General features: G+C 51.3%; 18 protein-coding genes, 4 tRNA genes and 2 rRNA genes. 19 read left to right on the top strand and 5 right to left on the bottom strand.

Features of this window, described 5'->3' with window-relative positions; genetic code table 11:
• Positions 1-16 precede the first annotated feature (16 nt).
• The 4 genes from K8W53_RS22100 (at position 17) to birA (ending at position 5,487) form a co-directional block, all read left to right on the top strand.
• Positions 17-3,005: ribosomal RNA gene (locus K8W53_RS22100) — 23S ribosomal RNA — on the top strand.
• Positions 3,006-3,202: 197 nt separating this feature from the next.
• Positions 3,203-3,318: ribosomal RNA gene (rrf, locus tag K8W53_RS22095) — 5S ribosomal RNA — on the top strand.
• Positions 3,319-3,499: 181 nt separating this feature from the next.
• Entirely contained in the window at positions 3,500-4,528 is a 1,029-nt protein-coding gene (gene murB, locus K8W53_RS22090) for a UDP-N-acetylmuramate dehydrogenase (RefSeq protein ID WP_000149798.1), read from the top strand.
• Positions 4,525-5,487 carry a bifunctional biotin--[acetyl-CoA-carboxylase] ligase/biotin operon repressor BirA gene (birA, locus tag K8W53_RS22085; protein WP_023224488.1) on the top strand — a complete coding sequence of 321 codons (963 nt, stop codon included), beginning with the start codon at positions 4,525-4,527 and terminating at the stop codon, positions 5,485-5,487. Before murB ends, birA begins: the two co-directional genes overlap by 4 nt.
• Before the next feature lie 34 nt (positions 5,488-5,521).
• Here birA and coaA read toward each other — a convergent pair whose 3' ends face one another.
• Positions 5,522-6,472: a type I pantothenate kinase gene (gene coaA / locus K8W53_RS22080; protein ID WP_000023068.1), complete on the bottom strand. Its 951-nt coding sequence runs from the start codon at positions 6,470-6,472 to the stop codon at positions 5,522-5,524.
• A 208-nt stretch (positions 6,473-6,680) separates the two neighbouring features.
• Positions 6,681-6,854 carry a hypothetical protein gene (locus K8W53_RS22075; protein ID WP_001541267.1) on the bottom strand — a complete coding sequence of 58 codons (174 nt, stop codon included), beginning with the start codon at positions 6,852-6,854 and terminating at the stop codon, positions 6,681-6,683.
• A gap of 19 nt (positions 6,855-6,873) precedes the next feature.
• On the opposite strand from K8W53_RS22075, the gene K8W53_RS22070 reads away from it, so the two are divergent.
• The 14 genes from K8W53_RS22070 (at position 6,874) to K8W53_RS22005 (ending at position 21,432) form a co-directional block, all read left to right on the top strand.
• Positions 6,874-6,949 (top strand) — tRNA-Thr (locus K8W53_RS22070).
• Positions 6,950-6,957: 8 nt separating this feature from the next.
• A tRNA-Tyr gene (locus K8W53_RS22065) sits at positions 6,958-7,042 on the top strand.
• Between the two features lie 116 nt (positions 7,043-7,158).
• Positions 7,159-7,233, top strand: a tRNA-Gly gene (locus K8W53_RS22060).
• A gap of 6 nt (positions 7,234-7,239) precedes the next feature.
• Positions 7,240-7,315, top strand: a tRNA-Thr gene (locus K8W53_RS22055).
• A 115-nt stretch (positions 7,316-7,430) separates the two neighbouring features.
• Entirely contained in the window at positions 7,431-8,615 is a 1,185-nt protein-coding gene (gene tuf, locus K8W53_RS22050) for an elongation factor Tu (protein WP_000031748.1), read from the top strand.
• A 229-nt stretch (positions 8,616-8,844) separates the two neighbouring features.
• On the top strand, positions 8,845-9,228 hold the full coding sequence (secE, locus tag K8W53_RS22045; RefSeq protein ID WP_001275691.1) for a preprotein translocase subunit SecE: 384 nt from the start codon (positions 8,845-8,847) through the stop codon (positions 9,226-9,228).
• A gap of 1 nt (position 9,229) precedes the next feature.
• Positions 9,230-9,775 carry a transcription termination/antitermination protein NusG gene (gene nusG, locus K8W53_RS22040; protein WP_001287521.1) on the top strand — a complete coding sequence of 182 codons (546 nt, stop codon included), beginning with the start codon at positions 9,230-9,232 and terminating at the stop codon, positions 9,773-9,775.
• A gap of 157 nt (positions 9,776-9,932) precedes the next feature.
• On the top strand, positions 9,933-10,361 hold the full coding sequence (gene rplK, locus K8W53_RS22035; RefSeq protein ID WP_001085926.1) for a 50S ribosomal protein L11: 429 nt from the start codon (positions 9,933-9,935) through the stop codon (positions 10,359-10,361).
• A gap of 3 nt (positions 10,362-10,364) precedes the next feature.
• Positions 10,365-11,069, top strand: coding sequence for a 50S ribosomal protein L1 (gene rplA, locus K8W53_RS22030; RefSeq protein ID WP_001096676.1), 705 nt, complete (start codon positions 10,365-10,367; stop codon positions 11,067-11,069).
• Positions 11,070-11,488: 419 nt separating this feature from the next.
• Complete coding sequence (rplJ, locus tag K8W53_RS22025) at positions 11,489-11,986, top strand: 50S ribosomal protein L10 (RefSeq protein ID WP_001207203.1); 498 nt, start codon at positions 11,489-11,491, stop codon at positions 11,984-11,986.
• A 66-nt stretch (positions 11,987-12,052) separates the two neighbouring features.
• A complete protein-coding gene (rplL, locus tag K8W53_RS22020) occupies positions 12,053-12,418 on the top strand; it encodes a 50S ribosomal protein L7/L12 (protein ID WP_000028882.1) in 366 nt (121 codons plus the stop codon).
• Positions 12,419-12,735: 317 nt separating this feature from the next.
• Positions 12,736-16,764 (top strand): DNA-directed RNA polymerase subunit beta, encoded by a 4,029-nt coding sequence (gene rpoB / locus K8W53_RS22015; protein ID WP_000263105.1) that lies wholly within the window; start codon positions 12,736-12,738, stop codon positions 16,762-16,764.
• Between the two features lie 76 nt (positions 16,765-16,840).
• Positions 16,841-21,064: a DNA-directed RNA polymerase subunit beta' gene (rpoC, locus tag K8W53_RS22010; protein ID WP_000653965.1), complete on the top strand. Its 4,224-nt coding sequence runs from the start codon at positions 16,841-16,843 to the stop codon at positions 21,062-21,064.
• 41 nt (positions 21,065-21,105) lie between these two features.
• Positions 21,106-21,432, top strand: coding sequence for a hypothetical protein (locus K8W53_RS22005; protein ID WP_077910706.1), 327 nt, complete (start codon positions 21,106-21,108; stop codon positions 21,430-21,432).
• Between the two features lies 1 nt (position 21,433).
• Here K8W53_RS22005 and K8W53_RS22000 read toward each other — a convergent pair whose 3' ends face one another.
• The gene (locus K8W53_RS22000) at positions 21,434-21,754 is read right to left on the bottom strand and encodes a hypothetical protein (protein ID WP_052939539.1); all 321 of its coding nucleotides are present in this window, start codon (positions 21,752-21,754) and stop codon (positions 21,434-21,436) included.
• A 405-nt stretch (positions 21,755-22,159) separates the two neighbouring features.
• Here K8W53_RS22000 and K8W53_RS21995 point away from each other — a divergent pair, with 405 nt between their 5' ends.
• On the top strand, positions 22,160-23,188 hold the full coding sequence (locus tag K8W53_RS21995; protein ID WP_023223915.1) for a type III secretion system effector arginine glycosyltransferase SseK1: 1,029 nt from the start codon (positions 22,160-22,162) through the stop codon (positions 23,186-23,188).
• A gap of 220 nt (positions 23,189-23,408) precedes the next feature.
• On the opposite strand, the gene thiH is transcribed toward K8W53_RS21995, so the two are convergent.
• Positions 23,409-24,542 (bottom strand): 2-iminoacetate synthase ThiH, encoded by a 1,134-nt coding sequence (thiH, locus tag K8W53_RS21990; RefSeq protein ID WP_052939540.1) that lies wholly within the window; start codon positions 24,540-24,542, stop codon positions 23,409-23,411.
• Entirely contained in the window at positions 24,539-25,309 is a 771-nt protein-coding gene (gene thiG / locus K8W53_RS21985; RefSeq protein WP_023224366.1) for a thiazole synthase, read from the bottom strand. Before thiG ends, thiH begins: the two co-directional genes overlap by 4 nt.
• Position 25,310 lies beyond the last annotated feature (1 nt).

Here is a 25,310-nt window from a genome sequence, read left to right as displayed (position 1 = left end):
CATCTTCGGGTTGTGAGGTTAAGCGACTAAGCGTACACGGTGGATGCCCTGGCAGTCAGAGGCGATGAAGGGCGTGCTAATCTGCGATAAGCGCCGGTAAGGTGATATGAACCGTTATAACCGGCGATACCCGAATGGGGAAACCCAGTGTGACTCGTCACACTATCATTAACTGAATCCATAGGTTAATGAGGCGAACCGGGGGAACTGAAACATCTAAGTACCCCGAGGAAAAGAAATCAACCGAGATTCCCCCAGTAGCGGCGAGCGAACGGGGAGGAGCCCAGAGCCTGAATCAGCATGTGTGTTAGTGGAAGCGTCTGGAAAGGCGCGCGATACAGGGTGACAGCCCCGTACACAAAAGCGCATGTGCTGTGAGCTCGATGAGTAGGGCGGGACACGTGGTATCCTGTCTGAATATGGGGGGACCATCCTCCAAGGCTAAATACTCCTGACTGACCGATAGTGAACCAGTACCGTGAGGGAAAGGCGAAAAGAACCCCGGCGAGGGGAGTGAAAAAGAACCTGAAACCGTGTACGTACAAGCAGTGGGAGCACAGGTTTACCTGTGTGACTGCGTACCTTTTGTATAATGGGTCAGCGACTTATATTCTGTAGCAAGGTTAACCGAATAGGGGAGCCGGAGGGAAACCGAGTCTTAATTGGGCGTTAAGTTGCAGGGTATAGACCCGAAACCCGGTGATCTAGCCATGGGCAGGTTGAAGGTTGGGTAACACTAACTGGAGGACCGAACCGACTAATGTTGAAAAATTAGCGGATGACCTGTGGCTGGGGGTGAAAGGCCAATCAAACCGGGAGATAGCTGGTTCTCCCCGAAAGCTATTTAGGTAGCGCCTCGTGAATTCATCTCCGGGGGTAGAGCACTGTTTCGGCTAGGGGGCCATCCCGGCTTACCAACCCGATGCAAACTGCGAATACCGGAGAATGTTATCACGGGAGACACACGGCGGGTGCTAACGTCCGTCGTGAAGAGGGAAACAACCCAGACCGCCAGCTAAGGTCCCAAAGTCATGGTTAAGTGGGAAACGATGTGGGAAGGCCCAGACAGCCAGGATGTTGGCTTAGAAGCAGCCATCATTTAAAGAAAGCGTAATAGCTCACTGGTCGAGTCGGCCTGCGCGGAAGATGTAACGGGGCTAAACCATGCACCGAAGCTGCGGCAGCGAACGTATCACTTAAAGCGATTCAGCGGATTACGATTGACGGAGCGAAGCGACGTCAAAGCGTATACAAAGTCGAGTCGGTTTAAGGATACGTTCGTTGGGTAGGGGAGCGTTCTGTAAGCCTGTGAAGGTGGCCTGTGAGGGTTGCTGGAGGTATCAGAAGTGCGAATGCTGACATAAGTAACGATAAAGCGGGTGAAAAGCCCGCTCGCCGGAAGACCAAGGGTTCCTGTCCAACGTTAATCGGGGCAGGGTGAGTCGACCCCTAAGGCGAGGCCGAAAGGCGTAGTCGATGGGAAACGGGTTAATATTCCCGTACTTGGTGTTACTGCGAAGGGGGGACGGAGAAGGCTATGTTGGCCGGGCGACGGTTGTCCCGGTTTAAGCGTGTAGGTGTGTGTTCCAGGTAAATCCGGTTCACTTTAACACTGAGGCGTGATGACGAGGCACTACGGTGCTGAAGCAACAAATGCCCTGCTTCCAGGAAAAGCCTCTAAGCATCAGGTAACATCAAATCGTACCCCAAACCGACACAGGTGGTCAGGTAGAGAATACCAAGGCGCTTGAGAGAACTCGGGTGAAGGAACTAGGCAAAATGGTGCCGTAACTTCGGGAGAAGGCACGCTGACACGTAGGTGAAGTGATTTACTCATGGAGCTGAAGTCAGTCGAAGATACCAGCTGGCTGCAACTGTTTATTAAAAACACAGCACTGTGCAAACACGAAAGTGGACGTATACGGTGTGACGCCTGCCCGGTGCCGGAAGGTTAATTGATGGGGTCAGCGCAAGCGAAGCTCCTGATCGAAGCCCCGGTAAACGGCGGCCGTAACTATAACGGTCCTAAGGTAGCGAAATTCCTTGTCGGGTAAGTTCCGACCTGCACGAATGGCGTAATGATGGCCAGGCTGTCTCCACCCGAGACTCAGTGAAATTGAACTCGCTGTGAAGATGCAGTGTACCCGCGGCAAGACGGAAAGACCCCGTGAACCTTTACTATAGCTTGACACTGAACATTGAGCCTTGATGTGTAGGATAGGTGGGAGGCTTTGAAGTGTGGACGCCAGTCTGCATGGAGCCGACCTTGAAATACCACCCTTTAATGTTTGATGTTCTAACGTGGACCCGTAATCCGGGTTGCGGACAGTGTCTGGTGGGTAGTTTGACTGGGGCGGTCTCCTCCTAAAGAGTAACGGAGGAGCACGAAGGTTGGCTAATCCTGGTCGGACATCAGGAGGTTAGTGCAATGGCATAAGCCAGCTTGACTGCGAGCGTGACGGCGCGAGCAGGTGCGAAAGCAGGTCATAGTGATCCGGTGGTTCTGAATGGAAGGGCCATCGCTCAACGGATAAAAGGTACTCCGGGGATAACAGGCTGATACCGCCCAAGAGTTCATATCGACGGCGGTGTTTGGCACCTCGATGTCGGCTCATCACATCCTGGGGCTGAAGTAGGTCCCAAGGGTATGGCTGTTCGCCATTTAAAGTGGTACGCGAGCTGGGTTTAGAACGTCGTGAGACAGTTCGGTCCCTATCTGCCGTGGGCGCTGGAGAACTGAGGGGGGCTGCTCCTAGTACGAGAGGACCGGAGTGGACGCATCACTGGTGTTCGGGTTGTCATGCCAATGGCACTGCCCGGTAGCTAAATGCGGAAGAGATAAGTGCTGAAAGCATCTAAGCACGAAACTTGCCCCGAGATGAGTTCTCCCTGAGACTTAGAGTCTCCTGAAGGAACGTTGAAGACGACGACGTTGATAGGCCGGGTGTGTAAGCGCAGCGATGCGTTGAGCTAACCGGTACTAATGAACCGTGAGGCTTAACCTTACAACGCCGAAGATGTTTTGGCGGATGAGAGAAGATTTTCAGCACTGATTCAGAGTTGAGTACGCAATAATTTGCGCAGCAGCAAGGCGGCAAGCGAAGGAAAGGAAGGAGCATACAGAAGTATGTGACTGACTTTACGAGCGCAGGCAACGCCGCTGATGCGATAAAGAATTGCGTACTGAGCATAAAAGAATTTGCCTGGCGGCAGTAGCGCGGTGGTCCCACCTGACCCCATGCCGAACTCAGAAGTGAAACGCCGTAGCGCCGATGGTAGTGTGGGGTCTCCCCATGCGAGAGTAGGGAACTGCCAGGCATCAAATAAAACGAAGGGCCCTGTCGAAAGACTGGGCCTTTTGTTTTATCTGTAGTCTGCCGGATGGCGGCTCCGCCTTATCCGGCCTACAGGGACGCGCCGATCCACCCTCAATATAACCACAAGCCTTCCCAACACAGATACGGTAAACTATTGCCGATTGAGTATCAGGAAAGCAGCCATGACCCACTCCCTAAAACCCTGGAATACCTTCGGCATTGATCATTGTGCAAAGCACATCGTATGCGCTGAAAACGAACAACAACTACTGAGCGCCTGGCAGCAAGCAACTCGTGAGGGACTGCCGGTTATGATCCTGGGTGAAGGAAGCAATGTCCTGTTTCTGGAAAATTACGCCGGCACCGTGATCCTTAACCGCCTGAAAGGCATTGAGGTCAATGAAACCGCGGACGCCTGGCACCTACACGTCGGCGCAGGCGAAAACTGGCATCAGCTGGTTCGCTACGCGCTGGATAACAACATGCCCGGCCTGGAGAATCTGGCGCTCATCCCTGGCTGCGTTGGTTCCTCGCCTATACAGAATATTGGCGCGTATGGCGTAGAACTACAGCGTGTCTGCGACTATGTTGACTGCGTTGAACTGGAAACGGGAAAACGTCTGCGTTTGTCCGCGGCGGAATGCCGTTTCGGCTATCGTGATAGTATCTTCAAAAATGAATATCAGGATCGCGTTGCGATCGTCGCGGTGGGTCTGCGTTTGTCAAAGCAATGGCAGCCGGTGTTGACCTATGGCGATCTTACTCGTCTGGACCCGAAAACGGTCACCGCGCAACAGGTGTTTGATGCTGTATGCCATATGCGCACCACAAAATTGCCGGATCCTAAAGTGAATGGCAATGCGGGCAGCTTTTTTAAAAATCCCGTTGTCGCAGCCGATATCGCTATGGAACTGTTAGAACGATTCCCCAACGCGCCGCATTACCCTCAGGCAGACGGCTCAGTGAAGCTGGCGGCAGGCTGGCTGATAGATCAATGTCAGTTGAAAGGCGTCACCATTGGCGGCGCTGCGGTGCATCGCCAACAGGCGCTGGTATTGATTAATGCGAATGATGCGACAAGTAAAGATGTGGTGGCGCTGGCGCATCATGTCCGGCAAAAAGTGGGTGAAAAATTTAATGTCTGGCTGGAGCCTGAGGTTCGCTTTATTGGTCAGTTCGGAGAGGTGAACGCAGTGGAGAGCATTGCATGAAAGATACTACCGTTCCCCTGACGCTGATCTCACTACTTGCCGACGGAGAGTTTCACTCAGGCGAGCAGTTGGGTGAACGGCTGGGAATGAGCCGCGCGGCGATTAATAAACATATCCAGACATTACGCGACTGGGGAGTAGATGTATTTACCGTTCCCGGGAAAGGATATAGCTTACCGGAACCCATCCAGTTACTGGATGCTGACCGTATACATAGCCAACTGGATAGCGGAAACGTGGCGGTATTGCCCGTTATCGATTCAACCAATCAGTATTTACTTGATCAAATTGGCGAGCTGCGCTCAGGCGATGCCTGTGTAGCAGAATACCAACAGGCAGGGCGTGGTCGTCGCGGGCGTAAATGGTTCTCACCGTTTGGCGCGAATCTATATCTTTCAATGTACTGGCGCCTGGAGCAGGGGCCTGCGGCGGCAATAGGCTTGAGTCTGGTCATTGGAATTGTGATGGCGGAAGTGCTGCGTGAACTGGGCGCAGATAAAGTTCGTGTGAAGTGGCCTAACGACCTTTACCTACTGGATCGCAAACTGGCGGGTATTCTGGTCGAGTTAACCGGTAAAACGGGCGATGCCGCACAAATAGTGATTGGCGCTGGTATTAACATGGCAATGCGTCGTGTAGAAGAGGACGTGATAAATCAGGGATGGATCACACTACAAGAGGCCGGAATTACGCTCGACCGCAATATGCTGGCCGCAAAGCTGATTTATAAGCTACGTGCTGCGCTTGAGCTTTTTGAGCAAGAAGGTCTTTCTCCTTATCTTTCGCGCTGGAAAAAACTGGATAATTTTATTGATCGTCCGGTAAAACTAATTATTGGCGACAAAGAAATATTTGGTATTTCTCGCGGCATTGATACTCAGGGCGCATTATTGCTTGAACAGGATGGTGTGATTAAACCCTGGATGGGTGGGGAAATATCGCTGCGAAGCGCCGAATAGTAAAAAAGGGGAGTCGGTACTCCCCTTTTTTCTGTTATTTCCGCAATCTTACCTGTTCCACCGCATGGTTAGCGCTCTTGGTCATAATAAGGCTGGCACGTTCTCGTGTAGGTAAAATATTTTGTTTTAAATTCAACCAGTTAATTTCTTTCCAAAGCGAAGCTGCTGTATTAACAGCTTCTTCTTTAGATAATTTCGCATAATTGTGGAAATAAGAGTCAGGATCGGTAAACGCCCCTTCGCGGAATTTCAGGAAGCGATTGATATACCACGTCTGAAGAAGTTCTTCTGGCGCATCCACGTAAATAGAGAAATCAACGAAATCAGAGACAAATACATGATGCGGATCGTGAGGATAATCCATACCGCTTTGTAAAACATTCAAACCTTCAAGAATCAATATATCAGGCTGAGCGACGGTTTTATCCCCTTCAGGAATAACATCGTAAATCAAATGAGAATAGACTGGCGCCGTCACGTTCGGTACGCCCGACTTGAGGTCAGAAACGAATTTCACCAGTCGGTGCATATCATACGATTCGGGGAACCCCTTTTTCTTCATTAACCCGCGTTCTTTCAACACCTGGTTTGGGTGGAGGAAGCCGTCAGTGGTAATCAATTCAACACGGCGGTGTTCCGGCCAGCGACTCAGCAACGCTTGCAGAACGCGTGCTGTCGTGCTTTTACCCACTGCGACGCTGCCCGCGATACTGATGATGTAAGGGATTCGCTGGCCGTTAGTGCCCAGAAACTGTTCCAGGACAGCCTGACGACGCAGATTTGAACTGATATAGAAATTTAGCAAACGGGAGAGAGGTAAATATATTTCTGCAACTTCTTCCAGCGATAAATCTTCATTAATGCCTTTTAACTGCGCGATCTCATCCTCGGTCAGGGTCATCGGCACAGAATCGCGAAGCGCAGCCCACTGGCTGCGATCAAACTGTAGGTAAGGCGTCATTAACGATTGCTCTTTTATACTCATAAGCATGTTTCTGGCTGCTATTGCTACATCAGTTCAGCGATGAACGAGGGCCATCCCTGACATGCAACGGCACGTCACATTTAAGTTAATTTGGACAATGGGCAGGAGGGTAACACCAGATGGGGAGGAATAATAAGAAAAAATCTCGCTGTGAAAGCTATCCCTGAGAAGCAATGTGACGAATATACCAGATACAGAAGATTGCTTTCTATCGACGGAGCGTTGAAATGCCGCGTCGTATCCTGGTCAGACGGTCGGTAAAATGCCGAAAATTTATGCTCTCTTGTTTGAAATTAGAGCATTTTTGTCTCTTATAGCGCAAAATGTGAGCGATAGAACATTTTATGCAATTTTTTAGTTGCATGAGCACGCAGGTCTCCATAGAATGCGCGCTACTTGATGCCGACTTAGCTCAGTAGGTAGAGCAACTGACTTGTAATCAGTAGGTCACCAGTTCGATTCCGGTAGTCGGCACCATCAAGTTCGGTGGGGTTCCCGAGCGGCCAAAGGGAGCAGACTGTAAATCTGCCGTCACAGACTTCGAAGGTTCGAATCCTTCCCCCACCACCATTTTCGGCCGCGCGATGGCGCAGCCCGAGACGATAAGTTCGCTTACCGGCTCGAATAAAGAGAGTTTCTCTCGATATTCAGTGCAGAATGAAAATCAGGTAGCCGAGTTCCAGGATGCGGGCATCGTATAATGGCTATTACCTCAGCCTTCCAAGCTGATGATGCGGGTTCGATTCCCGCTGCCCGCTCCAAGATGTGCTGATATAGCTCAGTTGGTAGAGCGCACCCTTGGTAAGGGTGAGGTCGGCAGTTCGAATCTGCCTATCAGCACCACTTCCTTTCTCCTTCCTGTTTTTCTCTTCTGTTTATTAGCATTCAACAAGTCGGGCGTGTTGCCTGGTTGATGTGGTGATATCACCGATTTATCCGTGTCTTAGAGGGACAATCGATGTCTAAAGAAAAGTTTGAACGTACAAAACCGCACGTTAACGTCGGTACTATCGGCCACGTTGACCATGGTAAAACAACGCTGACCGCTGCCATTACTACCGTACTGGCTAAAACCTACGGCGGTGCCGCCCGCGCATTCGACCAGATCGATAACGCGCCGGAAGAAAAAGCGCGTGGTATCACCATCAACACTTCTCACGTTGAATACGATACCCCGACCCGCCACTACGCACACGTAGACTGCCCGGGGCACGCCGACTATGTTAAAAACATGATCACCGGTGCTGCGCAGATGGACGGCGCGATCCTGGTTGTTGCTGCGACTGACGGCCCGATGCCGCAGACCCGTGAGCACATCCTGCTGGGTCGTCAGGTAGGCGTTCCGTACATCATCGTGTTCCTGAACAAATGCGACATGGTTGATGACGAAGAGCTGCTGGAACTGGTTGAAATGGAAGTTCGTGAACTTCTGTCTCAGTACGACTTCCCGGGCGACGACACGCCGATCGTTCGTGGTTCTGCTCTGAAAGCGCTGGAAGGCGACGCAGAGTGGGAAGCGAAAATCATCGAACTGGCTGGCTTCCTGGATTCTTACATTCCGGAACCAGAGCGTGCGATTGACAAGCCGTTCCTGCTGCCGATCGAAGACGTATTCTCCATCTCCGGTCGTGGTACCGTTGTTACCGGTCGTGTAGAACGCGGTATCATCAAAGTGGGCGAAGAAGTTGAAATCGTTGGTATCAAAGAGACTCAGAAGTCTACCTGTACTGGCGTTGAAATGTTCCGCAAACTGCTGGACGAAGGCCGTGCCGGTGAGAACGTAGGTGTTCTGCTGCGTGGTATCAAACGTGAAGAAATCGAACGTGGTCAGGTACTGGCTAAGCCGGGCACCATCAAGCCGCACACCAAGTTCGAATCTGAAGTGTACATTCTGTCCAAAGATGAAGGCGGCCGTCATACTCCGTTCTTCAAAGGCTACCGTCCGCAGTTCTACTTCCGTACTACTGACGTGACTGGTACCATCGAACTGCCGGAAGGCGTAGAGATGGTAATGCCGGGCGACAACATCAAAATGGTTGTTACCCTGATCCACCCGATCGCGATGGACGACGGTCTGCGTTTCGCAATCCGTGAAGGCGGCCGTACCGTTGGCGCGGGCGTTGTTGCTAAAGTTCTCGGCTAATCGCTGATAACATTTGACGCAATGCGCAATAAAAGGGCATCATTTGATGCCCTTTTTGCACGCTTTCACACCAGAACCTGGCTCATCAGTGATTTTATTTGTCATAATCATTGCTGAGACAGGCTCTGTAGAGGGCGTATAATCCGAAAGGCGAATAAGCGTTTCGATTTGGATTGCCTCGCGATTGCGGGGTGAAAATGTTTGTAGAATACTTCTGACAGGTTGGTTTATGAGTGCGAATACCGAAGCTCAAGGGAGCGGGCGCGGCCTGGAAGCGATGAAGTGGATAGTTGTTGCCATATTGCTGATCGTCGCAATCGTCGGCAACTACCTCTATCGCGACATGATGCTGCCGCTGCGTGCGCTGGCCGTAGTAATTCTGATTGCTGCAGCGGGTGGTGTCGCGCTGTTGACGACAAAAGGTAAAGCAACCGTTGCTTTTGCCCGTGAAGCGAGAACCGAAGTCCGTAAGGTCATTTGGCCGACTCGCCAGGAAACGCTGCACACCACGCTGATCGTCGCTGCGGTTACCGCAGTTATGTCACTGATCCTGTGGGGACTGGATGGTATTCTGGTTCGCCTGGTATCCTTTATCACTGGCCTGAGGTTCTGAGATGTCTGAAGCACCTAAAAAGCGCTGGTACGTCGTTCAGGCGTTTTCCGGTTTTGAAGGCCGCGTAGCCACATCGCTGCGCGAGCATATCAAATTACACAATATGGAAGAGCTGTTTGGCGAAGTCATGGTGCCGACTGAAGAAGTCGTTGAGATCCGTGGCGGCCAGCGTCGCAAAAGCGAACGCAAATTCTTCCCGGGTTACGTTCTGGTCCAGATGGTCATGAACGACGCAAGCTGGCACCTGGTGCGTAGCGTGCCGCGTGTGATGGGCTTTATCGGCGGTACCTCTGACCGTCCGGCGCCGATCAGCGACAAAGAAGTCGATGCGATCATGAACCGCCTGCAGCAGGTTGGCGATAAGCCGCGGCCGAAAACTCTGTTTGAACCGGGTGAAATGGTTCGTGTTAACGACGGTCCGTTCGCAGACTTTAACGGCGTTGTCGAAGAAGTCGATTATGAGAAGTCTCGCCTGAAAGTGTCTGTTTCTATCTTCGGTCGTGCGACCCCGGTAGAGCTGGACTTCAGCCAGGTTGAGAAAGCGTAAGGCTGCGATCAAAAAAGCAGCGATCTAATCGTTGCATAGGGCGCGAAATTGACATACAATTTCGCGCCTTTTGTTTTTATGGGCCTTATGCCCATAAAGCGATATTTATCACGGGGAGCTTCTTTGAAGCGATACTACCCAATTCGAGGAATTTAGAATGGCTAAGAAAGTACAAGCCTACGTCAAGCTGCAGGTTGCAGCTGGTATGGCGAACCCGAGTCCGCCGGTTGGTCCAGCACTGGGTCAGCAGGGTGTGAACATCATGGAATTCTGCAAAGCGTTCAACGCAAAAACGGATTCCATCGAAAAAGGTCTGCCGATTCCGGTTGTTATTACCGTTTACGCTGACCGTTCTTTCACCTTCGTTACCAAAACGCCTCCGGCAGCTGTTCTGCTGAAAAAAGCGGCTGGTATCAAGTCTGGTTCCGGCAAGCCGAACAAAGACAAAGTAGGTAAAATTTCCCGCGCTCAGCTGCAGGAAATCGCGCAGACCAAAGCTGCCGACATGACCGGTGCCGACATTGAAGCGATGACTCGCTCCATCGAAGGTACTGCACGTTCCATGGGCCTGGTAGTGGAGGACTAAGAAATGGCTAAACTGACCAAGCGTATGCGCGTGATCCGTGAAAAAGTTGATGCGACCAAACAGTACGACATCAACGAAGCTATTGCCCTGCTGAAAGAGCTGGCCACTGCTAAATTCAACGAAAGCGTTGACGTTGCCGTTAACCTTGGCATCGACGCTCGTAAATCTGACCAGAACGTTCGTGGCGCGACTGTACTGCCGCACGGTACTGGCCGTTCTGTTCGCGTTGCCGTATTTACCCAGGGCCCGAACGCTGAAGCAGCTAAAGCTGCTGGCGCTGAGCTGGTAGGTATGGAAGATCTGGCTGACCAGATCAAGAAAGGCGAAATGAACTTCGACGTTGTTATCGCATCCCCGGATGCAATGCGCGTTGTTGGCCAGCTGGGCCAGGTTCTGGGTCCGCGCGGCCTGATGCCAAACCCGAAAGTCGGTACCGTAACGCCGAACGTTGCTGAAGCGGTTAAGAACGCAAAAGCAGGTCAGGTTCGTTACCGTAACGACAAAAACGGCATCATCCACACCACCATCGGTAAAGTGGACTTTGACGCTGACAAACTGAAAGAAAACCTGGAAGCTCTGCTGGTTGCGCTGAAAAAAGCAAAACCGAGCCAGGCGAAAGGCGTGTACATCAAGAAAGTTAGCATCTCCACCACCATGGGTGCTGGCGTTGCCGTTGATCAGGCTGGTCTGAGCGCATCTGCGAACTAAGATTAGTCTTTACGTGGGCGGTGATTTTGTCTACAATCTTACCCCCACGATTCTGTTGAAATATAACAGAGCACTATGCGAGTCATTTGAATTGCAGCAAGGCAGCAAGTGAGTGAATCGCCAGGAGCATAGTTAACTATGTGACTGGTGTGAACGAGCGCAGCTAACACAGCTGCGGTTCAAAGGACGAAGTCATAGAAAGAATTTGTTCGTTGGAGCCTGGCCTATCCAGGCCTCCGTCGAAGACCGCAGGCGTCTCGCAAGAGGCTTAATCCCCTGCGTAGACGGTGACAGAACGCTAAGATTATTTTTGATACTCTGGCTTGTTTCTGCTCACCGTATTAAGACGCTCTTCTCGTTGAGATGAGTGAAGTGAGTTCCGGAACATGAGTTCCGGCAAACATCCAGGAGCAAAGCTAATGGCTTTAAATCTTCAAGACAAACAAGCGATTGTTGCTGAAGTCAGCGAAGTAGCCAAAGGCGCGCTGTCTGCAGTAGTTGCGGATTCCCGTGGCGTAACTGTAGATAAAATGACTGAACTGCGTAAAGCAGGTCGTGAAGCTGGCGTATACATGCGTGTTGTTCGTAACACCCTGCTGCGTCGCGTCGTTGAAGGTACTCAGTTCGAGTGCCTGAAAGACACGTTTGTTGGTCCGACCCTGATTGCATACTCTATGGAACACCCGGGCGCTGCTGCTCGTCTGTTCAAAGAGTTCGCGAAAGCGAATGCAAAATTTGAGGTCAAAGCTGCAGCCTTTGAAGGTGAGCTGATCCCGGCGTCTCAGATCGACCGCCTGGCAACTCTGCCGACCTACGAAGAAGCAATTGCACGCCTGATGGCAACCATGAAAGAAGCTTCGGCTGGCAAACTGGTTCGCACACTGGCTGCTGTACGCGATGCAAAAGAAGCTGCGTAATCGCAGTTGTCTTTATCAAGCATTTGCTTACGTATAAACTTATTCTGATATTCAGGAACAATTTAAATGTCTATCACTAAAGATCAAATCATTGAAGCAGTATCCGCTATGTCCGTAATGGACGTTGTAGAACTGATTTCTGCAATGGAAGAAAAATTCGGTGTTTCCGCTGCTGCTGCTGTAGCTGTAGCTGCTGGCCCGGCTGAAGCTGCTGAAGAAAAAACTGAATTCGACGTAATTCTGAAAGCTGCTGGCGCTAACAAAGTTGCTGTTATCAAAGCAGTACGTGGCGCAACTGGCCTGGGTCTGAAAGAAGCTAAAGACCTGGTAGAATCTGCTCCGGCCGCTCTGAAAGAAGGCGTGAGCAAAGATGACGCTGAAGCACTGAAAAAATCTCTGGAAGAAGCTGGCGCTGAAGTTGAAGTTAAATAAGCCAACCCTTCCGGTTGCAGCCTGAGAAATCAGGCTGATGGCTGGTGACTTTTTAGTCACCAGCCTTTTTGCGCTGTAAGGCGCCAGTAGCGTTTCACACTGTTTGACTACTGCTGTGCCTTTCAATGCTTGTTTCTATCGACGACTTAATATACTGCGACAGAGCGTACGTTCTGTGTAAATCGCAATGAAATGGTTTAAGCGTGATAGCAACAGGCATTGCGGAAAGTATCCATTTTCCGGTCAACAAAATAGTGTTGCACAAACTGTCCCCCGCAGGACAGATGGGTCGACTTGTCAGCGAGCTGAGGAACCCTATGGTTTACTCCTATACCGAGAAAAAACGTATTCGTAAGGATTTTGGTAAACGTCCACAAGTTCTGGATGTACCTTATCTCCTTTCTATCCAGCTTGACTCGTTTCAGAAGTTTATCGAGCAAGATCCTGAAGGGCAGTACGGCCTGGAAGCAGCCTTCCGTTCCGTGTTCCCGATTCAGAGCTACAGCGGTAATTCCGAGCTGCAGTACGTCAGCTACCGCCTTGGCGAACCGGTGTTTGACGTTCAGGAATGTCAGATCCGTGGCGTGACCTATTCCGCACCGCTGCGCGTAAAACTGCGTCTGGTGATCTACGAGCGCGAAGCGCCGGAAGGCACCGTTAAAGACATTAAAGAACAAGAAGTCTACATGGGCGAAATCCCGCTCATGACCGACAACGGTACCTTTGTTATCAACGGTACTGAGCGTGTTATCGTTTCTCAGCTGCACCGTAGTCCGGGCGTCTTCTTTGACTCCGACAAAGGTAAAACCCACTCTTCGGGTAAAGTGCTGTATAACGCGCGCATCATTCCTTACCGTGGTTCCTGGCTGGACTTCGAATTCGATCCGAAGGACAACCTGTTCGTGCGTATTGACCGTCGCCGTAAACTGCCTGCGACCATCATCCTGCGTGCGCTGAACTACACCACTGAGCAGATCCTTGACCTGTTCTTTGAGAAAGTCGTCTTCGAAATTCGCGACAACAAGCTGCAGATGGAGCTGATTCCAGAACGTCTGCGCGGCGAAACCGCGTCGTTCGATATCGAAGCTAACGGCAAAGTGTACGTTGAAAAAGGCCGTCGCATTACCGCGCGTCACATCCGTCAGCTGGAAAAAGACGATATCAAGCATATCGAAGTTCCGGTTGAGTACATCGCAGGTAAAGTCGTCTCTAAAGACTACGTTGACGAATCCACTGGCGAGCTGATCTGCGCGGCGAACATGGAGCTGAGCCTGGATCTGCTGGCTAAGCTGAGCCAGTCCGGCCACAAACGTATCGAAACGCTGTTTACCAACGATCTGGACCACGGCCCGTACATTTCTGAAACGGTACGCGTCGACCCAACCAACGATCGTCTGAGCGCGCTGGTAGAAATCTACCGCATGATGCGCCCTGGTGAGCCGCCGACACGCGAAGCGGCTGAAAGCCTGTTCGAGAACCTGTTCTTCTCCGAAGACCGCTATGACCTGTCTGCGGTGGGTCGTATGAAGTTCAACCGTTCTCTGCTGCGCGACGAAATCGAAGGTTCCGGTATCCTGAGCAAAGACGACATCATTGATGTCATGAAGAAGCTCATCGATATCCGTAACGGTAAAGGCGAAGTGGATGATATCGACCACCTCGGCAACCGTCGTATCCGTTCCGTCGGCGAAATGGCGGAAAACCAGTTCCGCGTTGGCCTGGTGCGTGTAGAGCGTGCGGTGAAAGAGCGTCTGTCTCTGGGCGATCTGGATACCCTGATGCCTCAGGATATGATCAACGCCAAGCCGATTTCCGCCGCAGTGAAAGAGTTCTTTGGTTCCAGCCAGCTGTCTCAGTTTATGGACCAGAACAACCCGCTGTCTGAGATTACGCACAAACGTCGTATCTCCGCACTCGGCCCAGGTGGTCTGACCCGCGAACGCGCAGGCTTCGAAGTTCGAGACGTACACCCGACGCACTACGGTCGCGTATGTCCTATCGAAACGCCGGAAGGTCCGAACATCGGTCTGATCAACTCCCTGTCCGTGTACGCACAGACTAACGAATATGGTTTCCTTGAGACGCCGTACCGTCGTGTGGTTGATGGCGTGGTCACTGACGAAATTCATTACCTGTCTGCTATCGAAGAAGGCAACTACGTTATCGCTCAGGCGAACTCCAACCTGGATGACGAAGGCCACTTTGTAGAAGATCTGGTGACCTGCCGTAGCAAAGGCGAATCCAGCTTGTTCAGCCGCGACCAGGTTGACTACATGGACGTTTCCACCCAGCAGGTGGTCTCCGTCGGTGCGTCCCTGATCCCGTTCCTGGAACACGATGACGCCAACCGTGCATTGATGGGTGCGAACATGCAACGTCAGGCGGTTCCGACTCTGCGCGCTGACAAGCCGCTGGTGGGTACCGGTATGGAACGTGCTGTCGCCGTCGACTCCGGTGTTACTGCAGTAGCTAAACGTGGCGGTACTGTTCAGTACGTGGATGCGTCCCGTATCGTTATCAAAGTTAACGAAGACGAGATGTACCCGGGCGAAGCGGGTATCGACATCTATAACCTGACCAAATACACCCGCTCTAACCAGAACACCTGTATCAACCAGATGCCATGTGTGTCTCTGGGCGAGCCGGTTGAACGCGGCGACGTGCTGGCAGACGGTCCGTCCACCGACCTCGGTGAACTGGCGCTCGGTCAGAACATGCGCGTGGCGTTCATGCCGTGGAACGGCTACAACTTCGAAGACTCCATCCTCGTTTCCGAGCGTGTTGTCCAGGAAGACCGTTTCACCACCATCCACATTCAGGAACTGGCGTGCGTGTCCCGTGACACCAAGCTGGGGCCGGAAGAGATCACCGCTGACATCCCGAACGTGGGTGAAGCTGCGCTCTCCAAACTGGATGAATCCGGTATCGTTTACATCGGCGCGGAAGTGACCGGCGGCGACATTCTGGTCGGTAAGGTGACGCCGAAAGGTGAAACCCAGCTGACGCCGGAAGAGAAACTGCTGCGTGCGATCTTCGGTGAGAAAGCGTCTGACGTTAAAGACTCTTCTCTGCGCGTACCTAACGGTGTCTCCGGTACGGTTATCGACGTTCAGGTCTTTACTCGCGATGGCGTAGAAAAAGACAAACGTGCTCTGGAAATCGAAGAGATGCAGCTCAAGCAGGCGAAAAAAGACCTGTCTGAAGAATTGCAGATCCTTGAAGCGGGCCTGTTTAGCCGTATCCGTGCGGTACTGGTGTCCGGCGGCGTTGAAGCTGAGAAGCTCGACAAACTGCCGCGCGACCGCTGGCTGGAACTCGGTCTGACCGACGAAGAGAAACAAAATCAGCTGGAACAACTGGCTGAGCAGTATGACGAGCTGAAACACGAGTTCGAGAAAAAACTTGAAGCGAAGCGCCGTAAAATCACCCAGGGCGACGATCTGGCGCCGGGCGTGCTGAAGATCGTGAAGGTCTATCTGGCCGTTAAACGCCGTATCCAGCCGGGTGATAAGATGGCAGGTCGCCACGGTAACAAGGGTGTTATCTCTAAGATCAACCCGATCGAAGACATGCCTTACGATGAAAACGGCACGCCGGTAGACATCGTACTGAACCCGCTGGGCGTACCGTCTCGTATGAACATCGGTCAGATTCTGGAAACCCACCTGGGTATGGCTGCAAAAGGTATTGGCGACAAGATTAACGCCATGCTGAAACAGCAGCAGGAAGTCGCCAAACTGCGCGAATTCATCCAGCGTGCCTACGATCTGGGCGCCGACGTTCGTCAGAAAGTCGACCTGAGCACCTTCAGCGATGATGAAGTGCTGCGTCTGGCAGAAAACCTGCGTAAAGGTATGCCGATTGCCACACCAGTGTTCGACGGTGCGAAAGAAGCGGAAATCAAAGAGCTGCTGAAACTGGGCGACCTGCCGACCTCCGGTCAGATCACCCTGTTCGATGGCCGTACGGGTGAACAGTTCGAACGTCCGGTAACCGTCGGTTACATGTACATGCTGAAACTGAACCACCTGGTTGATGACAAGATGCATGCGCGTTCTACCGGTTCTTACAGCCTGGTTACTCAGCAGCCGCTGGGTGGTAAGGCGCAGTTCGGTGGTCAGCGCTTCGGGGAGATGGAAGTGTGGGCGCTGGAAGCTTACGGCGCCGCCTACACCCTGCAGGAAATGCTCACCGTTAAGTCTGATGACGTGAATGGTCGTACCAAGATGTATAAGAACATCGTGGACGGCAACCATCAGATGGAACCGGGTATGCCGGAATCCTTCAACGTTCTGTTGAAAGAGATCCGCTCGCTGGGCATCAACATCGAACTGGAAGACGAGTAATTCTCGCTCAAACAGGTCACTGGTGTCGGGGTAAAACCCGACACCAGATTGTGCTAACTCCGACGGGAGCAAATCCGTGAAAGATTTATTAAAGTTTCTGAAAGCGCAGACTAAAACCGAAGAGTTTGATGCGATCAAAATTGCTCTGGCTTCGCCAGACATGATCCGTTCATGGTCTTTCGGTGAAGTTAAAAAGCCGGAAACCATTAACTACCGTACGTTCAAACCTGAGCGTGACGGCCTTTTCTGCGCCCGTATCTTTGGGCCGGTAAAAGACTACGAGTGCCTGTGCGGTAAGTACAAGCGCCTGAAACATCGTGGTGTTATTTGTGAGAAGTGCGGCGTTGAAGTGACCCAGACCAAAGTACGCCGTGAGCGTATGGGCCACATCGAGCTGGCGTCCCCGACTGCTCACATCTGGTTCCTGAAATCGCTGCCGTCCCGTATCGGTCTGCTGCTCGATATGCCGCTGCGCGATATCGAACGCGTACTGTACTTCGAATCTTATGTGGTTATCGAAGGCGGTATGACCAACCTGGAACGTCAACAGATCCTGACTGAAGAGCAGTATCTGGACGCGCTGGAAGAGTTCGGTGACGAATTCGACGCGAAGATGGGTGCGGAAGCTATCCAGGCCCTGCTGAAGAGCATGGATCTGGAGCAAGAGTGTGAAACTCTGCGCGAAGAGCTGAACGAAACCAACTCCGAAACCAAGCGTAAGAAGCTGACCAAGCGTATCAAACTGCTGGAAGCCTTCGTACAGTCTGGCAACAAGCCAGAGTGGATGATCCTGACCGTTCTGCCGGTTCTGCCGCCAGATCTGCGTCCGCTGGTTCCGCTGGATGGTGGTCGTTTCGCGACTTCTGACCTGAACGATCTGTATCGTCGCGTCATTAACCGTAACAACCGTCTGAAGCGTCTGCTGGATCTGGCTGCACCGGACATCATCGTACGTAACGAAAAACGTATGCTGCAGGAAGCGGTTGACGCCCTGCTGGATAACGGTCGTCGCGGTCGTGCGATCACCGGTTCTAACAAGCGTCCGCTGAAATCTTTGGCCGACATGATCAAAGGTAAACAAGGTCGTTTCCGTCAGAACCTGCTCGGTAAGCGTGTTGACTACTCCGGTCGTTCTGTAATCACCGTAGGTCCATACCTGCGTCTGCACCAGTGCGGTCTGCCGAAGAAAATGGCGCTGGAGCTGTTCAAACCGTTCATCTACGGCAAACTGGAACTGCGTGGCCTTGCCACCACCATCAAAGCCGCGAAGAAAATGGTTGAGCGCGAAGAAGCTGTCGTTTGGGATATCCTGGACGAAGTTATCCGCGAACACCCGGTACTGCTGAACCGTGCACCAACACTGCACCGTCTGGGTATCCAGGCATTTGAACCGGTACTGATCGAAGGTAAAGCTATCCAGCTGCACCCGCTGGTTTGTGCGGCCTATAACGCCGACTTCGATGGTGACCAGATGGCTGTTCACGTACCGCTGACGCTGGAAGCCCAGCTTGAAGCGCGTGCGCTGATGATGTCTACCAATAACATCCTGTCTCCGGCGAACGGCGAACCTATCATCGTTCCGTCTCAGGACGTGGTATTGGGTCTGTACTATATGACCCGTGACTGTGTTAACGCCAAAGGCGAAGGCATGGTGCTGACTGGCCCGAAAGAAGCTGAGCGTATCTATCGCGCAGGTCTGGCCTCTCTGCATGCGCGCGTTAAAGTGCGTATCACTGAATATGAAAAAGATGAAAACGGCGAATTCGTTGCGCACACCAGCCTGAAAGACACGACCGTTGGTCGCGCCATTCTGTGGATGATCGTACCGAAAGGTCTGCCTTTCTCCATCGTCAACCAGGCGCTGGGCAAGAAAGCGATCTCCAAAATGCTGAACACTTGCTACCGTATTCTGGGCCTGAAACCGACCGTTATTTTTGCGGACCAGACGATGTACACCGGCTTTGCTTATGCAGCGCGTTCAGGTGCGTCCGTTGGTATTGATGACATGGTCATCCCGGAGAAAAAACACGAGATCATCTCTGAGGCGGAAGCTGAAGTTGCTGAGATCCAGGAGCAGTTCCAGTCCGGTCTGGTAACCGCTGGCGAACGCTATAACAAAGTTATCGATATCTGGGCTGCGGCGAACGATCGTGTATCCAAAGCGATGATGGATAACCTGCAAACCGAAACCGTGATTAACCGTGACGGCCAGGAAGAGCAGCAGGTCTCCTTCAACAGCATCTACATGATGGCCGACTCCGGTGCGCGTGGTTCTGCGGCACAGATTCGTCAGCTGGCTGGTATGCGTGGTCTGATGGCGAAGCCGGATGGCTCCATCATCGAAACGCCAATCACCGCGAACTTCCGTGAAGGTCTGAACGTACTCCAGTACTTCATCTCCACGCACGGTGCGCGTAAAGGTCTGGCGGATACCGCACTGAAAACCGCGAACTCCGGTTACCTGACTCGTCGTCTGGTTGACGTCGCGCAGGATCTGGTGGTGACCGAAGATGACTGTGGTACGCACGAAGGTATCCTGATGACCCCGGTTATCGAGGGTGGCGACGTGAAAGAGCCGCTGCGTGACCGCGTTCTGGGTCGTGTGACGGCGGAAGATGTGCTGAAACCGGGTACCGCGGACATTCTGGTTCCACGCAACACGCTGCTGCACGAACAGTGGTGTGACCTGCTGGAAGCAAACTCCGTTGACGCCGTTAAAGTGCGTTCCGTTGTATCCTGCGACACCGACTTTGGTGTATGTGCGCACTGCTATGGTCGTGACCTGGCGCGTGGCCACATCATCAACAAAGGTGAAGCTATCGGCGTTATCGCGGCACAGTCCATCGGTGAACCGGGTACACAGCTGACGATGCGTACGTTCCACATCGGTGGTGCGGCATCGCGTGCGGCTGCTGAATCCAGCATCCAGGTTAAGAACAAAGGTAGCATCAAGCTCAGCAACGTGAAGTCGGTTGTGAACTCCAGCGGTAAACTGGTTATCACTTCTCGTAACACCGAACTGAAGCTGATCGACGAATTCGGTCGTACCAAAGAGAGCTATAAAGTGCCTTATGGCGCTGTCATGGCGAAAGGTGATGGCGAGCAGGTTGCCGGCGGCGAAACCGTGGCAAACTGGGACCCGCACACCATGCCGGTTATCACCGAAGTGAGTGGTTTCATCCGCTTCACTGACATGATCGACGGTCAGACCATTACGCGTCAGACCGACGAACTGACCGGTCTGTCTTCGCTGGTGGTTCTGGATTCGGCTGAACGTACTACCGGTGGTAAAGATCTGCGTCCGGCGCTGAAAATCGTTGATGCTCAGGGTAATGACGTTCTGATCCCAGGTACCGATATGCCTGCGCAGTACTTCCTGCCGGGTAAAGCGATTGTGCAGCTGGAAGATGGCGTACAGATCAGTTCTGGTGACACCCTGGCGCGTATTCCGCAGGAATCCGGCGGTACCAAGGATATCACCGGTGGTCTGCCGCGCGTTGCGGATCTGTTCGAAGCGCGTCGTCCGAAAGAGCCGGCCATTCTGGCGGAAATCGCAGGTATCGTTTCCTTCGGTAAAGAAACCAAAGGCAAACGTCGTCTGGTGATTACGCCGGTTGATGGTAGTGACCCGTACGAAGAGATGATTCCGAAATGGCGTCAGCTCAACGTGTTCGAAGGGGAACGTGTAGAACGTGGTGATGTGATTTCCGATGGTCCGGAAGCGCCGCACGACATTCTGCGTCTGCGTGGCGTTCATGCTGTGACGCGTTACATTGTTAACGAAGTTCAGGATGTATACCGTCTGCAGGGCGTTAAGATTAACGATAAACACATCGAAGTTATCGTTCGTCAGATGCTGCGTAAAGCGACCATCGAAAGCGCCGGTAGTTCCGACTTCCTGGAAGGCGAACAGGTTGAATACTCTCGCGTCAAGATCGCTAACCGCGAGCTGGAAGCGAATGGCAAAGTGGGGGCTACCTTCTCCCGCGATCTGCTGGGTATCACCAAAGCGTCTCTGGCAACCGAATCGTTCATCTCTGCCGCATCGTTCCAGGAGACCACGCGTGTCCTGACCGAAGCAGCCGTTGCGGGCAAACGCGACGAACTGCGCGGCCTGAAAGAGAACGTTATCGTGGGTCGTCTGATCCCGGCCGGTACCGGTTATGCGTACCACCAGGATCGTATGCGCCGTCGTGCCGCGGGCGAGCAGCCAGCAACACCGCAGGTCACTGCGGAAGATGCATCTGCCAGCCTGGCAGAACTGCTGAACGCAGGTCTGGGCGGTTCTGATAACGAGTAATCGTTAAATGGTGGAGGGGTATTTATCCCTCCACCAGCTTCATGCTGGATACCGAATTCCGGGTCGCTTGCCTACAAGGAAAGAAAATGCCAGCGATTATTTCATTAATCTATTTAATGTTTAGTCTTTTGGTATTTACAAAAAAGATAACCATTTCAAACGTTCTGTCCGCTTTTTTATTGTTTCTATCGTTATATATACTTCACCATAAATCATTACTTATATTTATTTATTGTCTTATTATTATTGTCGCCACCGTTATTCTTCTTCGAGTCAAAATCAGCGCGGATAAAAAAGCCGTATTTTATTTTTCAATGCCATGCTGGCTCTTGATTTTATCTGTAATTATAAATTTAATGAATAAATGAATTATTTTTTCATGACTCTTGTTTCTCGTATTATTGGTGAAAAATCATTATCACTGGTTATATGAATAAATTGTCCAGTTTTTGCATTATATTTTGCCATCGCGCAGGGAATACTATTACCGCCGTTAGCCATAACAAATTTTGCTTTTGTATTACAATAAAGATTGACGCCAGTAATGGGGGCCTGACCGAATGTATAAGGCGTTGGGACAATTACATTATGTTTGTTTGAGAGCCACTTTGCTAAAATCCCGCCAACGCCATCAACCGGCGTAATAAAAGTAGAGAATCCACAATACTCAAAATTGAATTTTTTTACCATTGGGTTTGTTTTTTTTCTGTAACATTGAGTCCAAATGTGACTTTAAATTTATCCCATAAATCTAAGTTATTAAAGTCTATTGGCTCGCCATTATAAAATGCCTGCTGTTCATACATTAAATGATAAACCTGTTTTATTGATTGTTTACGCGGGACATTTTAAATCATTAAATGAAGGATTTAATTCCATTAAGGTCTTTGTTTGCTCTTATTACAGGAATTATAAATATGATGCCATTTCTGGAATAAAAGTAAAGTTAATACATTATTTATTTAATTGCTCACTGGTAGGGTATTTATGTATCCTCCGGTTAATGCTTAGTTTAGCAGCTTTTAGCTGACAGCGATTGCAACGCTAAAAAACATGTGCTAATAATCATCATGTAAAATATGTAATGAAGTAAGTATGGAGCATTTAATTGTTATGATCCCACCATTAAATAGATATGTTCCCGCGCTTTCAAAAAATGAATTGGTTAAAACTGTTACCAACAGGGACATTCAGTTTACAAGTTTTAATGGAAAAGATTATCCCTTGTGCTTTTTAGATGAGAAAACCCCTCTTCTTTTCCAGTGGTTTGAGCGGAATCCTGCTCGCTTTGGGAAAAATGATATACCTATAATTAACACAGAGAAAAACCCCTACCTTAACAATATCATTAAAGCAGCAACAATTGAAAAAGAACGTCTTATAGGTATTTTTGTAGATGGTGATTTTTTTCCGGGACAAAAGGATGCTTTTTCAAAACTTGAGTATGACTATGAAAACATAAAAGTCATATATAGAAATGATATTGACTTTAGCATGTACGATAAAAAATTATCAGAAATTTATATGGAAAATATTTCTAAGCAAGAATCCATGCCAGAAGAAAAAAGGGATTGTCATTTACTGCAGCTATTGAAAAAAGAATTGAGTGATATTCAAGAGGATAATGATTCATTAATTAAATCTTACTTACTGGATAAAGGCCATGTATGGTTTGATTTTTACAGGAATATGGCTATGTTAAAGGCTGGTCAGTTATTCCTGGAGGCGGATAAGGTTGGGTGTTATGATTTATCAACAAATAGTGGGTGTATATATCTCGATGCTGATATGATTATCACGGAAAAACTGGGGGGGATATATATTCCGGATGGAATCGCTGTTCATGTAGAAAGGATAGATGGCCGTGCTTCTATGGAGAACGGGATAATAGCTGTTGATCGCAATAACCACCCGGCTTTACTTGCTGGATTGGAAATAATGCATACTAAATTTGATGCTGATCCCTATTCTGATGGTGTATGTAATGGAATTAGAAAACATTTTAATTATTCTTTAAATGAAGATTATAATTCTTTTTGCGATTTTATTGAGTTTAAGCATGATAACATTATAATGAATACCAGTCAGTTTACGCAAAGTTCATGGGCGAGGCATGTGCAGTAGTGGAAATGGCAATAATCATGCTATTGAATACATAAAATATTGGCATAAACTATCAAGTTTCGGCGAAAAAATATTTGATGCTCAGTTTTCTCTACTACCGCCAACTTTAAAATCGCAGTGCTGTTCAGAACGGACATAAAAAAACGGGAGGTCGATAACAATCTCCCGTTTTTCGCATTACGTACTCGTTCGTGAAATATTAATGCGTTTACATACGGGTTCACCGCGTTTGCGAAGCGCGCCCCAGCCAACTGTCCCAGTCTTTCCACACGGGCTGTAACCCTTGCGCGCTTAACGCGCTTGCTACGGTTTCAGGCCGACGGGCATCGTGGGGAGAAAACTGCTCAAGTTCCGGATGATCGTCAGCGTAGCCGCCGGGCTGGGTTTTTGAGAAGGCGCTGACGTTGTTGATTGCCAGCGGGATCACGTTATCGCGAAACCACGGCGATTCGCGGGTGGAAAGCGAAAGCTCAATTTCTGGCGCCAGTAAACGAAATGCACAAATGGTTTGTACCAACTGTCGCTCGTCCATGATCGATGCGGGTTCAACGCCTCCGGCGCAGGGCCGCAGGCGAGGAAACGAGATGGAGTAACGGCTCTGCCAGTACTGTTTTTGCATCCACAACAGATGCTCCGCCACCATATAGCAATCCACCCGCCAGCTGTCGGAAAGCCCGATTAGCGCGCCTAAACCAATTTTGTCGATTCCCGCGCGTCCCAGTCTGTCTGGCGTCTCCAGCCGCCAGAAGAAGTCTTGCTTTTTGCCCCGTAGATGGTGCTGAGCGTATACCGGTTCGTGATAGGTCTCCTGATACACCATTACGCCATCCAGCCCCAGCGTTTTCAGCTCGGCATACTCCTCGGTCGCCAGCGGCTGCACTTCCATATGCAGCGAGGAAAACTGGCGACGAATGGCCGGGAGATGACGGCGAAAATAGTCCATGCCGACTTTGGCCTGATGTTCGCCGGTGACTAACAGCAGATGCTCAAAGCCCAGTTTACGGATAGCATCGCACTCCCTTTGAATATCCACCTCATCCAGCGTCTTACGCTTGATGCGGTTGCTCATCGAGAAGCCGCAGTAGGTGCAGTCGTTGGCACAGAGGTTTGAGAGATAAAGCGGTACGTAGAAACTGACGGTGTTGCCAAAGCGTTGTCGGGTCAGCCTTTGTGCCCGCTGCGCCAGCGGTTCAAGGTAATCGGCGGCGGCGGGGGAGAGCAACGCCATCATATCCTCGCGGTCGAGGCGTGAAGCATTCAGCGCCCGCTCCACGTCGGCGGCGGTTTTACCGTTGATGCGCAGGCGAATATCGTCCCACTCCAGTTGCCGCCAGCGGTCGGTGAAGGTTTTCATGCCAGGGCCTCCAGAAATCCGGTGAGCGGGCTGGTGGCGCTGGCGTAGGTGCTACGATTACCCGGCACCGCCTGACGCGCCAGTACTCCCGCTTCTACAGCCAGGCGGAAAGCGGTTGCCATCATCACCGGATCGTCCGCCACGGCAATAGCGGTGTTAACCAGCACCGCATCAGCGCCCATTTCCAGCGCCTGTGTCGCGTGGCTGGGGACGCCGATCCCGGCGTCGACCACCACCGGCACGGTGGACTGCTGAATAATAATCTCCAGCATCGCTTTGGTTTCCAGCCCCTGATTCGAACCGATGGGCGCGCCAAGCGGCATCACCGCCGCGCAGCCGACCTCTTCCAGCCGCTTGCACAACACCGGATCCGCGCCGCAGTAGGGCAGCACCACAAAACCCTGCTTCACCAGCGCCTCGGCAGCTTTTAGCGTTTCGATCGGGTCCGGCAATAGCCAGCGGGCATCCGGATGGATTTCTAATTTCAACCAGTTTGTGCCCAGCGCTTCACGCGCCAGTTGGGCGGCAAAAATCGCCTCTTCAGCGGTTTTCGCCCCGGAGGTATTGGGCAGCAGCGTGACGCCCGCTTCAATCAGCGGTGCCAGAATCGCATCATTGTGCTGGCGCAGGTCCACGCGCTTCATCGCCAGCGTCACCAACTGGCTGCCGGAGGCGCTAATCGCCTCGACCATCAGTTGCGATGAGGCAAACTTCCCGGTACCGGTGAACAGATGTGAATCAAACGTTTTGTCGGCAATACGTAACATC

This window comes from Salmonella sp. A29-2, from assembly GCF_020150755.1.
Taxonomy (GTDB): Bacteria; Pseudomonadota; Gammaproteobacteria; order Enterobacterales; family Enterobacteriaceae; genus Salmonella; species Salmonella enterica.
Note: the sequence above shows the minus strand (reverse complement) of the source record. Positions and strands in the feature narration are given on the sequence as shown.

What these genes read in the sequence shown, in the direction of transcription:
- thiG (WP_023224366.1), bottom strand. Translation starts at nt 25,309, where the DNA reads ATGTTACGTATTGCCGACAAAACGTTTGATTCACATCTGTTCACCGGT.
- murB (WP_000149798.1), top strand. Translation starts at nt 3,500, where the DNA reads ATGACCCACTCCCTAAAACCCTGGAATACCTTCGGCATTGATCATTGT.
- thiH (WP_052939540.1), bottom strand. Translation starts at nt 24,542, where the DNA reads ATGAAAACCTTCACCGACCGCTGGCGGCAACTGGAGTGGGACGATATT.
- secE (WP_001275691.1), top strand. Translation starts at nt 8,845, where the DNA reads ATGAGTGCGAATACCGAAGCTCAAGGGAGCGGGCGCGGCCTGGAAGCG.
- K8W53_RS22005 (WP_077910706.1), top strand. Translation starts at nt 21,106, where the DNA reads ATGCTGGATACCGAATTCCGGGTCGCTTGCCTACAAGGAAAGAAAATG.
- K8W53_RS22075 (WP_001541267.1), bottom strand. Translation starts at nt 6,854, where the DNA reads ATGGAGACCTGCGTGCTCATGCAACTAAAAAATTGCATAAAATGTTCT.
- birA (WP_023224488.1), top strand. Translation starts at nt 4,525, where the DNA reads ATGAAAGATACTACCGTTCCCCTGACGCTGATCTCACTACTTGCCGAC.
- nusG (WP_001287521.1), top strand. Translation starts at nt 9,230, where the DNA reads ATGTCTGAAGCACCTAAAAAGCGCTGGTACGTCGTTCAGGCGTTTTCC.
- K8W53_RS21995 (WP_023223915.1), top strand. Translation starts at nt 22,160, where the DNA reads ATGGAGCATTTAATTGTTATGATCCCACCATTAAATAGATATGTTCCC.
- rplK (WP_001085926.1), top strand. Translation starts at nt 9,933, where the DNA reads ATGGCTAAGAAAGTACAAGCCTACGTCAAGCTGCAGGTTGCAGCTGGT.
- rpoB (WP_000263105.1), top strand. Translation starts at nt 12,736, where the DNA reads ATGGTTTACTCCTATACCGAGAAAAAACGTATTCGTAAGGATTTTGGT.
- rplL (WP_000028882.1), top strand. Translation starts at nt 12,053, where the DNA reads ATGTCTATCACTAAAGATCAAATCATTGAAGCAGTATCCGCTATGTCC.
- tuf (WP_000031748.1), top strand. Translation starts at nt 7,431, where the DNA reads ATGTCTAAAGAAAAGTTTGAACGTACAAAACCGCACGTTAACGTCGGT.
- rplA (WP_001096676.1), top strand. Translation starts at nt 10,365, where the DNA reads ATGGCTAAACTGACCAAGCGTATGCGCGTGATCCGTGAAAAAGTTGAT.
- rplJ (WP_001207203.1), top strand. Translation starts at nt 11,489, where the DNA reads ATGGCTTTAAATCTTCAAGACAAACAAGCGATTGTTGCTGAAGTCAGC.
- coaA (WP_000023068.1), bottom strand. Translation starts at nt 6,472, where the DNA reads ATGAGTATAAAAGAGCAATCGTTAATGACGCCTTACCTACAGTTTGAT.
- K8W53_RS22000 (WP_052939539.1), bottom strand. Translation starts at nt 21,754, where the DNA reads ATGGTAAAAAAATTCAATTTTGAGTATTGTGGATTCTCTACTTTTATT.